Source organism: Nonomuraea sp. NPDC003707 (assembly GCF_053587055.1).
In genome coordinates this window covers 21522-34479 of the sequence record NZ_JBSFNK010000029.1, presented here as the reverse complement: position 1 = coordinate 34479, position 12958 = coordinate 21522, and the positions used below count along the sequence as shown (strand labels likewise).

13 protein-coding genes are annotated in these 12958 nt (G+C 70.2%); 7 read left to right on the top strand and 6 right to left on the bottom strand.

Translation table 11 applies throughout. From position 1 onward, the window contains the following. Window positions 1-117: 117 nt before the first annotated feature. The 4 genes from ACWDRB_RS48170 to ACWDRB_RS48155 form a co-directional block, all read right to left on the bottom strand. Entirely contained in the window at window positions 118-1359 is a 1242-nt protein-coding gene (locus ACWDRB_RS48170; protein ID WP_449905945.1) for an MFS transporter, read from the bottom strand. 47 nt (window positions 1360-1406) lie between these two features. Then, entirely contained in the window at window positions 1407-1967 is a 561-nt protein-coding gene (locus ACWDRB_RS48165; protein ID WP_449905942.1) for a TetR/AcrR family transcriptional regulator, read from the bottom strand. Continuing rightward, window positions 1964-2551: a sugar O-acetyltransferase gene (locus ACWDRB_RS48160; RefSeq protein WP_397374678.1), complete on the bottom strand. Its 588-nt coding sequence runs from the start codon at window positions 2549-2551 to the stop codon at window positions 1964-1966. The genes ACWDRB_RS48165 and ACWDRB_RS48160 overlap by 4 nt, the downstream gene beginning before the upstream one ends. A 184-nt stretch (window positions 2552-2735) precedes the next feature. Continuing rightward, entirely contained in the window at window positions 2736-3515 is a 780-nt protein-coding gene (locus tag ACWDRB_RS48155; RefSeq protein WP_449905939.1) for a TetR/AcrR family transcriptional regulator, read from the bottom strand. An 85-nt stretch (window positions 3516-3600) separates the two neighbouring features. Between ACWDRB_RS48155 and ACWDRB_RS48150 the strand changes: the two genes are divergently transcribed. After that, a complete protein-coding gene (locus tag ACWDRB_RS48150; protein ID WP_449905936.1) occupies window positions 3601-4545 on the top strand; it encodes an ATP-binding cassette domain-containing protein in 945 nt (314 codons plus the stop codon). After that, complete coding sequence (locus ACWDRB_RS48145) at window positions 4542-5360, top strand: ABC transporter permease (protein WP_397374681.1); 819 nt, start codon at window positions 4542-4544, stop codon at window positions 5358-5360. The genes ACWDRB_RS48150 and ACWDRB_RS48145 overlap by 4 nt, the downstream gene beginning before the upstream one ends. 141 nt (window positions 5361-5501) lie before the next feature. On the opposite strand, the gene ACWDRB_RS48140 is transcribed toward ACWDRB_RS48145, so the two are convergent. Then, window positions 5502-5675: a CsbD family protein gene (locus tag ACWDRB_RS48140; protein ID WP_350732907.1), complete on the bottom strand. Its 174-nt coding sequence runs from the start codon at window positions 5673-5675 to the stop codon at window positions 5502-5504. 229 nt (window positions 5676-5904) lie between these two features. Between ACWDRB_RS48140 and ACWDRB_RS48135 the strand changes: the two genes are divergently transcribed. The 5 genes from ACWDRB_RS48135 (at window position 5905) to ACWDRB_RS48115 (ending at window position 11830) form a co-directional block, all read left to right on the top strand. Next, the gene (locus tag ACWDRB_RS48135; RefSeq protein ID WP_449905931.1) at window positions 5905-6036 is read left to right on the top strand and encodes a hypothetical protein; all 132 of its coding nucleotides are present in this window, start codon (window positions 5905-5907) and stop codon (window positions 6034-6036) included. Further along, window positions 6036-6950: an EamA family transporter gene (locus ACWDRB_RS48130; RefSeq protein ID WP_449905928.1), complete on the top strand. Its 915-nt coding sequence runs from the start codon at window positions 6036-6038 to the stop codon at window positions 6948-6950. The genes ACWDRB_RS48135 and ACWDRB_RS48130 overlap by 1 nt, the downstream gene beginning before the upstream one ends. A 20-nt stretch (window positions 6951-6970) precedes the next feature. Further along, window positions 6971-8113 carry an aminotransferase-like domain-containing protein gene (locus ACWDRB_RS48125; RefSeq protein ID WP_449905925.1) on the top strand — a complete coding sequence of 381 codons (1143 nt, stop codon included), beginning with the start codon at window positions 6971-6973 and terminating at the stop codon, window positions 8111-8113. A 112-nt stretch (window positions 8114-8225) separates the two neighbouring features. Beyond that, window positions 8226-10400: a beta-L-arabinofuranosidase domain-containing protein gene (locus ACWDRB_RS48120; RefSeq protein ID WP_449905922.1), complete on the top strand. Its 2175-nt coding sequence runs from the start codon at window positions 8226-8228 to the stop codon at window positions 10398-10400. Window positions 10401-10525: 125 nt separating this feature from the next. Further along, on the top strand, window positions 10526-11830 hold the full coding sequence (locus tag ACWDRB_RS48115) for a family 43 glycosylhydrolase (RefSeq protein ID WP_449905919.1): 1305 nt from the start codon (window positions 10526-10528) through the stop codon (window positions 11828-11830). A gap of 149 nt (window positions 11831-11979) precedes the next feature. Here ACWDRB_RS48115 and ACWDRB_RS48110 read toward each other — a convergent pair whose 3' ends face one another. Continuing rightward, window positions 11980-12825, bottom strand: coding sequence for a DeoR/GlpR family DNA-binding transcription regulator (locus ACWDRB_RS48110; RefSeq protein ID WP_449905916.1), 846 nt, complete (start codon window positions 12823-12825; stop codon window positions 11980-11982). Window positions 12826-12958: the final 133 nt, after the last annotated feature.

The window sequence follows — 12958 nt, the reverse complement described above, 5'->3', positions numbered from 1 at the left end:
GATTCGGCATACCGGGGTGCAGGTATAACCAGGTGTTTCTAGGGATGTTAGCGAATCGATTCGATGAGATCGTAGATCTCCTTTCGGAGACGTGTCAACGGCGGCGGGCGCGGCGGTTCAGGCGGAGGTGCGGTTCACCAGGACGCGGGCCAGGACGAACGTGACGGCGCCGGCCAGGACGACGGAGAGCAGGCCGACGCGCAGGCTGGTGAGGTCGGCGACGAACCCGACGAGGGGAGGCGACAGCAGGAACCCTCCGCGCAGCAGCCAGCTGACGATGGTCAGTCCGGCGCCGGCGGGCAGGCCGGGCAGTTCGTCGGCGGTGTGCATGGCGGCCGGGACGAGGGTGGCGACGCCGAGCCCGGCGAGGGCGAAGCCGGCCAGCGCGGTCGGAACCGACGGCATGGCCAGGGCGGCGCCCATGCCGACCGCGGCCAGCGCCCCTCCGGAACGCACGACCGTACGCTGCCCGAAGCGGTCCACGACGCGGTCGCCGGTGAGGCGGCCGACGGTCATGGCGACCTGCAGGGCCACGACGGCCAGACCGGCGGTGGCGGCGTCGGTGCGCAGGTCGCCGCTGAGATAAAGGGCGCCCCAGGACGCGCCGGCGTCCTCGACGAGGGTGCCGCACGCGGCCAGTACGCCGAGCGCGGCAAGCATCCGTACGGCGGCGCCGGTGAACGAGCGCCGGCCGGCACGGCGGGCCGGCCGGCCGTCCTGGGGCTCGGCCCGGGCCGGGTGGCCGTCCTGGGCCTCGGCAGGGCGTTCGGCGTCTTCCGGGCCGGGGAGCAGGAACCGGTAGGCGACGAGGGCGGTCACGCTGAACAGCGTCGCGGAGATGCCCAGGTGGACCGCGAGGGGCATGTCGAGGCCGGCGGCGGCCGAGCCCATCAGGCCGCCCAGGACCGCGCCGATGCTCCACACGCCGTGCAGCGAGTTGACGATGGACCGGCCGTAAAGGCGTTGCACGCGCAGGCCGTGGGCGTTCTGCGCGACGTCGACGACCGCGTCGAGGGCGCCCACGACGAACAGCACGCCGCCGAACGCCACCCAGTTCGGCACAAGGGGGATGAACAGCGTCGCGACAGTGGTCACCACGATCCCCAGCGACGCCACGCGCGCGGAGCGGAAGCGGCGGATGGCGGCTCCGGCGAGCAGCCCGGCCAGCAACGCGCCGATCGGGTGCGCGGCCAGCGCGGTGCCGAAGACGGCGTTGCTCAGGCCGAGCTCGGCCTTGATCTGCGGGTATCGCGGGACGATGTTGAAGAACACGGCGCCGTTCGTGAGGAACAGCGCGGCGACGGCGGCGCGGGCCAGGCGGGCCTGGCGGGTGGGCGTGGTGGGAGGGGCAGCGGACATCGGCTTTCCGATCGCGTAGGCGCGTCGCGTAGGCGCGGCGGAGGGGATCAGCGCAGGTACCGGTGGATGGCGTGGCGGATCTGCTCGGGCGTCATCGGGTGGGTCGACAGGGCGCTGTGCAGCACGAGCCCTTCGATGAGCGCGTCGAGCTCGCGGGCGGTGGTGGCGTCGAAGTGGCGCTCCAGCGCCCGGCGGCTGCGCGCCATCCAGGCCTGGGTGACGACCCGCAGGGCCGGGTTGCGCGCCGCGGCCACGTACAGCTCCACGGTGAGGACGAGGTCGTGCCGCGAGCCGAGCAGGTCGTCCGAGACCAGCGTGATGACGGCCTCGGCCGCCGCGTCGCGGTCCCTTGCGGCGCTCAGGCGCTCGTCGAAGACGCGGGCCACCGAGTCGGCGTGCCGGGTGAACGCCTCGGCGAGCACCTCGTCCAGTGACGTGAAGTGGTAGGTCATCGAGCCCAGCGGCACGTCCGCGGCGCGGGCGATCTCCCGGTGCGTCGTCCCGGCGACGCCGCGCTCGGCGATGACGGTGAGCGCCGCGTCGATCAGCCGGTCCCGCCGCCCGGGGTCGTGCCGGCGAGGCCGCCGCGGGGTGGCGGGGCCGCTCACGGCGTGGCCGGCTCGATCGTGCGGATCACGCGCGCGGGATTGCCCACCGCGACGACGTTCGCGGGGAGATCCCGGGTGACCACCGCGCCGGCGCCGACCACGGTGTTCTCCCCGATCGTGACGCCGCCCAGGACGATCGCCCCGCTGCCCAGCCACACGTTGTCGCCGATGGTGATCGGCTCGGCGGCCTCCCACTTCGCCCGGCGGAGCTCCGGGTCGAGCGGGTGCGTCGGTGTCATGAGCTGCACGTAGGAGCCGATCTGCACGTCGTCGCCGATGACGATCGGCGCGACGTCCAGGGCGACGAGGCCGAAGTTGGCGAACGACCGGGCGCCGATGCGGAGGTGGCTGCCGTAGTCGACCCGCAGCGGCGGCCGGATCTCCGTGCCCTCGCCGATCGCGCCCAGCAGCTCGGTGAGCAGCCGGCGCCGCTCCCGCGGATCGCGGGCCGACGTCGCGTTGTACGCGTCCATCAGGTCCATGGCGCGCAGGTTGTGCTCGGCCAGCTCGGGGTCGTCGGCGATGTAGAGGTCGCCGGCGAGCATCCGTTCGCGCATCGAGCGGTCATCGAAGTCGGACATCATACGTACAAGCGTACACATCCAATGTACGCACGTACATATCGGCCCACATCGCCGTCCAAGGCCTTCCCGTCGATCCGGACGAGATCGACCGCCTGCTCGCCCCCGACGCCGTCGCTCCCGTCCAGCTCGTCCGCGCCGGGTGATCACGCGTGGCTTGTGCGTCTATTCCCTCTCGGATGGTCGGCTACGAGCCTGGCCCGCCCTGTTCTTCCTGCCCCTCTCGGTGCGCCGGCATCGGAGACCCGGCCGTTGGCGGGAGGGCCGCGGCGATGCAGTCGAGGACGCGCTGGAGCCCGTACCGGAGCTGGTCGTCGCGGCTCAGGTGCGGCTGGCGCGCCTCCATCACGATCTTGGTGAAGATCGGGTACTCCCCGCTCTTCACCAGCCGGTCGATGTACGGGTAGCTCCGCGCCATCCACTCCGACTCGCTGAGCCCGCTGCGGCGGAATTCCCTGGCCGAGCTGATCTCCTCGCGGACGGTGCCCTCGATGTAGCCGTTCAGCATGGCGATGAGGCCGAGGTTCTCGTCGATGGAGACGAAGGCGTCGAGCACTCCCATCAGCCGTTCGATCAAGAGCAGCTGGTTGGGGCCGAAGCTGGGGAGCGACCGCTGCACGGTGGAGATCCACGGGTGCCTCAGCCACATGGCCCGCAGCCCGTCGGCGTAGCGGGTCAGGTCGGCGCGCCAGTCGCCCGAGGGCATGCCCGTGACGTCGATCTCGCCCATCACCTGGTCGGCCATGAGCTCGACCAGGTCGTCGCGGCTCGGGACGTACCGGTAGAGGGACATCGCGCCGGCGCCGATCTCGGCGGCGATCCGCCGCATGGTGGCGGCCTCCAGCCCTTCGGCGTCGGCGATCCGGACGGCCGCCTCGGTGATCTGCGCGCGGCTGTAGACCGGTTTCGGCCCGCGGGCGGGGCGCTCGGGCCGCATCCAGATGCTCACGTACTCGGCGTCGGTCACCGTTCAACCTCCTTGTTGCGTACATAGTACCCAGTGGTTTAGCGTGACCGCCGTAACCGCGTACAAAGTACCCAGTGGAGAGGTCATGCCTGATCCGATCGTGGTCGCCGAAGGGCTGCACAAGTCCTTCGGCGACGCCCATGCCCTGCGGGGTTTGAACCTGAGCGTCCCGAGAGGAACGGTCTGCGGCGTGCTGGGGCCGAACGGCGCCGGGAAGACGACCGCGGTGCGCATCCTGGCGACCTTGTCCGATCCCGATGCCGGGCACGCCCGCATCGCCGGATACGACGTGGTCCGCGAGGCAGGCAAGGTGCGCGCCAGGATCGGGCTCGCGGGCCAGTACGCCGCCGTGGACGAGAAGCTCACCGGCCGTGGCAACCTGCGCATGTTCGGGCGCCTGTCCCACCTGTCCCGGCGCGAGGCGCACCGGCGGGCCGACGAGCTGCTCGAACGCTTCGGTCTGATGGACGCCGCCGATCGGCAGGTCGCCGGCTACTCCGGCGGCATGCGGCGCCGCCTCGACCTGATCACCAGCCTCATCCTGCGCCCCGAGGTGCTCTTCCTGGACGAGCCGACCACCGGCCTGGACCCGCGCAGCCGCGGCGAGATCTGGGACAACGTCCGCGAGCTGGTGGCGGACGGCACCACGGTGCTGCTCACCACGCAGTACCTGGACGAGGCCGACCAGCTGGCCGACGACATCGCCGTCGTCGACCACGGACAGGTGATCGCCACGGGCACTCCGGACGAGCTGAAGGCCACGATCGGCGACCGCCTCGACGTCACCCTCGAGGACCCCGCCGTGATGCCCGCGGCGATGACCGTCCTGAACACCCTCACCGGCACCGATCCCACGACGACGGGCGCCGATCGGCTCAGCGTCGCCCTGCCCGGCGGCGGCCTCCGGCTCGCCGACATCGTGCGCGAACTCGACCGCGCCGGAGTCGCCGCCGCCGACGTGAGCCTGCGCCGTCCCACCCTCGACGAGGTGTTCCTGCGCCTCACCGACCGCAAGGAGCCCGTCCGATGACCGCCCTCACCTCACCACTCGGTCGCCTGCGCTGGACCTTTCTCGACGGGCTGACCCTGGTCGGCCGCGAGCTGGGACGGCTGCGGCAAGAACCCGGACAGATCATCGCCGCGCTGGTCTTCCCGGTCATCATGGTGGTGCTGTTCGGGTACGTCTTCGGCAGCGCGATCCAGGTGCCGGACGGCGGCGACTACCGCGAGTACCTCATGCCCGGCCTGTTCGCGATGGTGACCTTCTCCGCGTGGTTGGGGGTCATGACGCGGATGGCCGGCGACGCCTCCCGCGGTGTGATGGACCGGTTCCGCTCCATGCCGATGGCGCGCTTGGCGGTGCCGTTCGGGCAGACCGGCGCCGACCTGCTGACCGGCCTGCTGATGCTGGCCATCATGGTAGGGACGGGCCTGCTGGTGGGCTGGCAGCCGCACCGCGGCCTGATCCCCACGGCCCAGGCGTTCCTGCTGATGATCGTGCTGCGGTACGCGCTGAGCTGGGTGGGCGTCTATGTGGGCCTGGCGGTGAAGAACGACCAGGTCGCCGACGCGATGGTGCCGCTGGGCCTGCCGTTCACGATGCTGTCGAACGCGTTCGTCCCGACCGACGGCATGCCGGGCTGGCTGCGCTTCCTGTCCGACTGGAACCCGGTGAGCGCGCTCACCGCCGCCTCACGGGAGCTGTTCGGCAACCCGGGCGCCCCGTCCGGAAACGTGGCCTGGCCACTCGCGCATCCCGTGACCGCCGTCCTGCTCTGGTCGGCCGCGCTGCTGGTGATCTTCGTCCCGCTGTCGCTCCGCGCCTACATGCGCAGAGGACGCTGAACGCTCCGCGTGTCCGAGCTGGAAGTGAGGACGCCCGTCGATCGCGGTCCCGGCCGGGCGTGGGTGGCGGGCCCGGCACGCGAGGCCACGGACGGCGGCGGAAGCCCATTCCAGAAGGGCTTCCGCCGCCGTTGCCGAACGCTATTTCTTGAAGGCGTCCTTCGCCTTCTCCTTTGCCTGCCGCAGATTGGCCTTGGCCTTCTCTGCCTTGCCCCTGGCCTGCAGAGACTCGTTGCCGGTGAGATCGCCGACACGCTCCTTGGCCATGCCCTTGATCTCCTCGGCCTTGCCCTTGGCTTTTTCCTTCCGGGACATATTCATCTCCTCCTGTGCGTACGAACGCACACGGTTTTCCGCTATCCAGGAACGAGTTCTTCCACTGCCCGGGCGTCAGGCGAATACACGCTTCGCGGGCCCAGGCCCCGCAGGCTCCCTGGCAGGGGAAATCGGACCTCCGTCGCAGACCGAAATCGGTCCTGTCACTCCGTCCAATCCGCCAGCAGCATGGTCAACGCACGCGATGCCCCTGAGAGAGGAAGAGACCGTGGGACGGACCTTCGCGGACATCAGCCCGCCGCCGGCCGGCTACGGCGTCGGTGTGGAGTCGCCCTTGAGCCTGGCCGGCCAGCGGCTGATCTCCTGGAACGGCGCCACCACGTCGGGTGGTGAGCACTGATGCCGACGGCGATCCTGCTCGCCCTGGCCGCCGCCGCCCTGTACGGCGCCTCGGACTTTCTCGGCGGGCTGCTGTCGCGCCGCAGCCACTACGCGCTGGTCGGGCTTGTCGGGCAGTCCGCCGCCGCGATCGGCGGGCTGGCCGCCGCGCTTGCTGTCAGCGTCCGCCCCGATATGGGCACGATCGAATGGGGGACCGGCGGGGCGATCGGATGGGGGATCGGCGCCGGACTCGGTGGGGCGGTCGGCACGCTGGCTCTCTACCGCGGGCTGTCCCGGGGGCGGATGAACGTGGCCGGGCCGCTGTCGGCCGTCGGCGCGGCCGGTCTGCCCATCCCGGTCGACCTGCTGTCCGGCGGTGAGTTCACCTCGCTCTCGGTTGTCGGCGTCGGCCTGGCCATCCCCGGGATCTGGCTGGTCGCCGCGCAGCCGGGCCGGCGCGGCGGCGGTGGGGTGGTCGAAGGGCTGCTGGCCGGGCTCGGGTTCGCCGCCCTGTTCGTCTGCCTCGACCGGGCCGGGGACACCGCAGGACTGTGGCCGGTGGCCGCGAGCCAGCTGTCCGCCGTCGCCGTCCTGGCCGTCTTCGTGCTGGCCGGCCGCCGGAGCGCAGCCCGAACCGCCGAAGCCGGCCGGACCGTCGACGTCGGCCGGACCGTTGACGTCGACCGGCCCGCCGGGGCGGCGCGGGTGCCGTGGGCGGCGGTCTGGCCGGGCGTCCTGGGCGTGTGTTCGACCGTGCTGTACGCCTTGTCCACCCGCGAGGCGACACTCGCCGTCTCGGCCGTGATCACCTCCCTCTACCCCGCCTTCACGGTCGCCCTGGCCGCCCTGGTGCTGCGGGAGCGGACCAGCCTGACGCACGCCGCCGGGCTGCTGTTGTGCGCGGCCTCCGTCGGTGCCTTCGCCGCCGGTTGAGCCTCGCTACGCTGCGACGGGTGAGCACGGTGAACTCGACCCTGGCGCACGATCTGCTGGTGGAGCTCGACCGGACCGGCGCCACGCCGCTGCACCGGCAGATCGAGGCGGTCCTGCGCGACGGCATCCGCACGGGCCGCCTGCGCCACGGTGCCTCGCTACCCTCTTCGCGCCGGCTCGCCACCGAGATCGGCGTCTCCCGCGGCGTCGTGGTCGAGGCCTACAACCAGCTCCTCGCCGAGGGCTACCTCACCAGCACCCCCGGCTCCTACACGCGGGTGGCCGCCGTACGCGGGCAGGCCGCCGCCGCGACCCCGCCGCCGCGGAGCGCCGGCCCGTACATCGACTTCGGGTACGGTCGCATCGACCCGGCCGGCTTCCCCCGCGAGGCCTGGCTGCGCTCGCTCAGGCGGGTGCTGACCAGCGCGCCGCACAGCCGGCTCAACTACCTCGACGGGTACGGTCTGCCCGAACTGCGCACAGCTGTGGCCGACTACCTCAACCGCGTCCGCGGCACTTCCGCCGATCCCTCCCAGGTGCTCATCACCAGCGGATACGGGCAGGCGGCCGCGCTGATCATCGGCGTGCTCGCCGGCCGCGGCGCGCGCCGGATCGCCGTGGAGGACCCGTCGACCGACGACATCCGGCTGCTCGCGGGCCTGCCCGGGCTCGACGTCGTCCCCCTGCCGGTGACCGGCGAGGGCATCGAACCGGCCGCTCTGGAGCGCGCGGACGCCGATCTCGTCGTCCTCACCCCTTCGCACCAGTGGCCGCTCGGCGGCGTCCTGCTCACCCGGCTCGCCGAGTCTCTTCCCGGCTTCGAACCCACCGGGGTGGCGGCCGGGCTGCACCTCGTGGTCTGGCTCCCGGACGGCATGGGGGAGGACGACGTGGTGGCGGCCGCCGCCGATCACGGCGTACGCGTCGCCGGCGTCGGGCCGTACCGGCTGGCCGGACCGGGACGCCAGGGACTGATCCTCGGCTACGGCGACCTGACCGAAGGCCGGATCGCCGAAGGGGTGGAGGCACTGGCGGCCGCGGTACGCAGCCTCGGGCAGGCGCAATGTCGCTCGCGGTCTCTTGACGAGCCCGATGAGGTCGTTAACACTCCCGAAATGTGGGCCTGGAAAGAAGCGCGACGCCTTCGACCTGAGCCGACGTAACAGTCCCCATCGACTACGCGGACCAGCTCCAGAGGCGTAAATGTTAGCGCTACCATTCCGCGGCCCACATGCCCTCCCCCATCGGATCCCGAGCGACGAAGAGGACAGTGCGATGTCAGAAATGGTGCCCAGGCGCGAGGCCCTTCGACTGGCGGTGTTAGCGGTCGCCACCCCGTCCGCGCTCGCGTTGGCGACGTCCACCGGAACGGCCCGGGCCGCGGCCCGCATGGTGGCCCCGCTGCAGCAGAACGACCCCCCGGTGCCCGGCAGCTGGATCGTGAAGCCGTTCGCGAACGGCCAGGTCACGCTGGGCGCGAGCCTGTTCACCGCCAACCGGGATCGGATCCTGACCTTCCTGCGGTCCTATTCGGCCGACCGGATGCTGGCCAATTTCCGGGCCAACGCCGGTCTGGACACGCTGGGCGCGCAGCCGCCCGGCGGCTGGGACGACGCGACCGGTAATCTGCGCGGTCACTACAGCGGGCACTTCCTCAGCGCCCTCGCTCTGGCCTACGCGGGCTCCGGCGACGCCTTCTACAAGAACAAGGTCGACTACATGGTCACCGCGCTGGGCGAGTGCCAGAACGCGCTGGCCGCGAAGGTCGGGCAACCCGGCGGGCCGAGCCACCCCGGCTTCCTGGCCGCCTATCCCGAGACGCAGTTCATCCAGCTGGAGCAGTACGCGACCTATCCCACGATCTGGGCGCCGTACTACACCTGTCACATGATCATGAGAGGGCTGCTCGACGCCTACCAGTACGCCGGCAACGAGCAGGCGCTCGAGATCGTGCTCAAGATGGGCGACTGGGTCCACAGCAGGCTGGGCAACCTTCCGCGGGCCCAGCTCGACCGGATGTGGGGCATCTACATCGCCGGCGAGTACAACGGCATGAACATCGTGATGGCCGACCTCCACGCCCTCAGCGGCAAGGCGGAGTATCTCGCGACGGCCAAGTGCTTCGACAACACCGCCCTCCTCGCGGCCACCGTCGACAAGCAGGACACGCTCAACCGGAAACACGCCAACCAGCACATCCCCCAGTTCATCGGATACCTGTCCGTCTTCGACCAGAACCAGGAACGCCGCTACTTCGACGCGGCCGCGAACTTCTGGGACATGGTCGTCCCGCACCGCACGTTCACCGACGGCGGCCTGGCCGGTCCGTCCGACAACGGCGAGCTCTTCGGCGCACGCGACGTCATCGTCGGCACCCTGGGCGCCAACAACGCCGAGACCTGCTGCAACTACAACATGCTCAAGCTGAGCCGGGCCCTGTTCTTCCACACCGCCGACCCGAAATACATGCAGTATTACGAACGGGCACTCTACGGCCAGATCCTCGCCTCCCGCCGCAACACCGACAGCACCACCAATCCGCTGCTGACCTACTTCATCCCGATGCGGGCGGGTTCGGCGCGCAGTTACGGCAACCTCGGCACCTGCTGCGGCGGCACCGGGCTGGAGAGCCACACCAAGTTCCAGGACTCGATCTACTTCCGGTCCGCCGACGATTCGACGCTCTACGTGAACCTCTACATGGCCTCGGAGCTCAACTGGGCGGAGAAGGGCTTCGTGATCAGGCAGGTCACGAACTATCCGGCCGACCCCGCTGGGGTGACGACGCTGACGGTTACGGGCAACGGCCGGCTGGTGGTGAAGCTGCGGGTGCCGTACTGGGTGGAAAAGGGCTTCACGGTGCTGGTCAACGCGACCGACCAGCAGCTGGACGCCAAGCCCGGCGAGTACGTCACGCTCGACCGGCAGTGGCGGAGCGGCGACACGGTGAGGATCACGATGCCGTTCTCGCTGCGGATCGAGAAGGCGCTGGACATCCCGACCATCCAGAGCATCGCCTACGGGCCGGTGCCGATGGTCGCCAAGAGCAACCAGACCACCTACCGCCAATTCTCGTTCTACCGGGACTTCACCCTGTCCGGGGACCTCGCGCGCGCCGTCACGTCCACCGGGCCGATGAGCTTCACGGCGAACGGCCTGCCGCTCGTCCCCCTCTACATCAACAACACCGACCGCTACCACGCCTACTTCCGGCGCGTCGAGCCGACCGTCGTCTTCGGCAGGATCGACTCCGGCGTGCCCAACCGCGAGCGGGCGGATTCGGTGACGTTCCTCGACGCGGTCTGGAAGAACGCGCCGTTCGCGAGCCAGGGAGCGTTCGTGTCCACCGTGACCCGCACCGCGGAGGAGTGGGTCACGGCCGGCCTGATGACCTCGGCCCAGAAGGACACGGTGGTCTCCACTGCCACCCAGGCCAGGCTCCCCAGCTAGCGGTCGCGGGCGAGCCGTCGATCTGACAGCGGCGATCAGAATCTCCTGACTGAAATGCCAAAAAATCTCTTCTCCGCGGCTCCGGAATGGCCTATACCCGTGAGTACGGATGATCGGAGGTCCCCATGCGGCTGCTCGGCCGGCTCTTCCTCGTGTTCACCGCGACCGCGGTCTGCCTACCCGCGGCCGGTGCGGAGCCGGCGGCGGCCGCCGTGGCCCCGACGGCCGTGATTCGCGCCGACTTCCCCGATCCGGACGTGATCCAAGTCGGCTCCACCTTCTACGCCTACTCCACCAGCAGTTCGGCCGGGCGCATCCAGGTCGCCAGCGCCTCGTCGGCCACCGGCCCGTGGACCGTGCGCGGGGACGCGCTGCCCGCCAAACCGTCCTGGGCGGGGAACGGCGGGTTCTGGGCACCCGACGTCTCCCAGCTTCCCGACGGCCGCTACCTGATGTACTTCACCGGCCCCAGCACCGCTACCGGGCGCATGTGCATCGGCGCCGCGACCTCGGCGAACCCCCTCGGCCCCTTCCAGCCGACCAGCGGCTCACCGCTCGTCTGCAACGCGGGCGAGGGCGGCGACATCGACCCGTCGAGCTTCGTCGACACCGACGGCAAGCGGTACCTCGTCTACAAGAACGACGGCAACGCCGTCGGCCGGCCCACCGTTCTGTGGCTGCAGCAGGTCGGCGCGGACGGCGTCACCTTCGTCGGCGGCCGCACCGAGCTCATCCGCAACGACCGTCCCGAGGAAGCCGGGGTGATCGAGGCTCCCGTGCTCGTCAAGCGGCCCTCCCAGTACGTGCTCTTCTACTCGGCCGGCTCCTACGCGGGAAACAGCTATTTCACCGGCTACGCCGTTTCCTCGACTCTCACCGGGCCCTACACCAAGGCGTACCGGCCGCTGATGACGACGGCCACCTTCGACGGCGCCGTTCAGGGCCCCGGCGGGACCGACGTGCTCGGGAGCCGGGTCTTCTTCCACGGCTGGGTGGGCAACGCGCGCCACATGTACACCGCGGAGCTGGGCTGGGCCAACGACTACCCGGTCGTGCGCGGCAGCCGGGTACGGTACGAGGCCGAGCGCGGCACGCTCAACCATGCGGAGGTGCGTACCGGCGCGGCCGGGGCGTCACAGGGGGCCGTCGTGGCAAAGATCGACTATGCGGACAGCTGGGTCGACGTCCAGGTGTTCGCGCCGGTCGCCGGGGCCTACACCGCGTACGTGGCCTATGCCGCCGGATACGGCGACGCGCAGCACCTGGTGACGGTGAACGGGGGAACGCGGTTCACGCTGAGCTATCCCGACCGCGGCTGGGACAACTGGACGCAGGTGCCTGCCCAGCTCACGCTGAACGCCGGATGGAACACCCTGCGCTTCCAGTACCAGGCGCGTTGGGCGGAGCTGGACCACATCGAGATCGCCTGATCCATCCGGCCATCCGCTCATGGCTCCGCTCAGCAGTCGGCGCCCATTACCGGCACATGCACCGGTAATGGGCGCCGGGATCGTCGACCAGCGTTGCCGCGGCTTCCGAGCGGTGTTCTCGAGGGGCCATGACGCGATCGGCACCCGATCTACTGGGGATCTTGACCGGCTTCGGGGGCGCCTTCGAGGGTTTCCGGCGTGATCAGCTCTACCCCGTTCTCCGTCAGCGCGTCCAAAAGGTCAGGCGGCGGCGTGGAGTCTGTGACGAGGAAGTCGGCGCCCCCGAGCTCGGACACCTGGGCGAAGAGCCGGCGATCGAACTTGGACGAGTCGGCCAGGATCGCCACGCGCGCCGCCCGCGAGATCATCTCTCGCATCATTGCCGCCTCGGCGAGGTTGCTCGTCGTGTATCCGGCCGCCGAAACGGCGCCGACCCCGATCAACGCCAGGTCGCAGCTGATGTCCAGCTCGCTTCCGTCGGATGCCCGGAAGCTGACGGGGCCGATGGTGGCCAGCGTGAGAGTGCGGACCGCGCCGCCGAAGACGTACACGTCGCGGACGGCTGAGGGCGGCAGCGCCGGGGGTACGAGCAGACTGTTCGTCACCACGGTCAGGTCCCGATGGTTGCGCAGGTTCCGGGCCACGGCGAGAGTGGTCGTACCGCCGTTGATCATGATGATCGACCCATCTTTGACCAGTGACGCGGCAAGTACCGCGATCTTCTCCTTCTCGCGTTCTTCCATCTTGAGCCGCACGTCCACGGCCCGGTCGACCCGAGATAGAGTGGCCTGACTGACCGCTCCGCCATAGGTGCGGACCAGGACACCGTCGGCGCTGAGCTGGTCCAGGTCCCGCCGGATCGTGTCGATGGAGACGCCGAAGCGCTCTGCGAGTGCGCTGACCGTGACCTGCCCGGCCTCCGCGACGTATGCAGCCAGCTGGGCCTTACGTCCTGCAGGTAGACGACGCTGCCGGTCGTCTTCGTCAAGGGTCACTGACCCTCCCATCTCTGCGGTAGTTGCGTTACTGATCAACGCAACAGAGGGGTGATACAGGCCTAGAACTGCAGACTACCGCATAACACTGCCCCTTTCGGGCGAGATGCCGCCTACTTCGAGGGTCCCGGCG

What these genes read in the sequence shown, in the direction of transcription:
- ACWDRB_RS48170 (WP_449905945.1), bottom strand. Translation starts at nt 1,359, where the DNA reads ATGTCCGCTGCCCCTCCCACCACGCCCACCCGCCAGGCCCGCCTGGCC.
- ACWDRB_RS48115 (WP_449905919.1), top strand. Translation starts at nt 10,526, where the DNA reads ATGCGGCTGCTCGGCCGGCTCTTCCTCGTGTTCACCGCGACCGCGGTC.
- ACWDRB_RS48145 (WP_397374681.1), top strand. Translation starts at nt 4,542, where the DNA reads ATGACCGCCCTCACCTCACCACTCGGTCGCCTGCGCTGGACCTTTCTC.
- ACWDRB_RS48150 (WP_449905936.1), top strand. Translation starts at nt 3,601, where the DNA reads ATGCCTGATCCGATCGTGGTCGCCGAAGGGCTGCACAAGTCCTTCGGC.
- ACWDRB_RS48130 (WP_449905928.1), top strand. Translation starts at nt 6,036, where the DNA reads ATGCCGACGGCGATCCTGCTCGCCCTGGCCGCCGCCGCCCTGTACGGC.
- ACWDRB_RS48140 (WP_350732907.1), bottom strand. Translation starts at nt 5,675, where the DNA reads ATGTCCCGGAAGGAAAAAGCCAAGGGCAAGGCCGAGGAGATCAAGGGC.
- ACWDRB_RS48120 (WP_449905922.1), top strand. Translation starts at nt 8,226, where the DNA reads ATGTCAGAAATGGTGCCCAGGCGCGAGGCCCTTCGACTGGCGGTGTTA.
- ACWDRB_RS48160 (WP_397374678.1), bottom strand. Translation starts at nt 2,551, where the DNA reads ATGATGTCCGACTTCGATGACCGCTCGATGCGCGAACGGATGCTCGCC.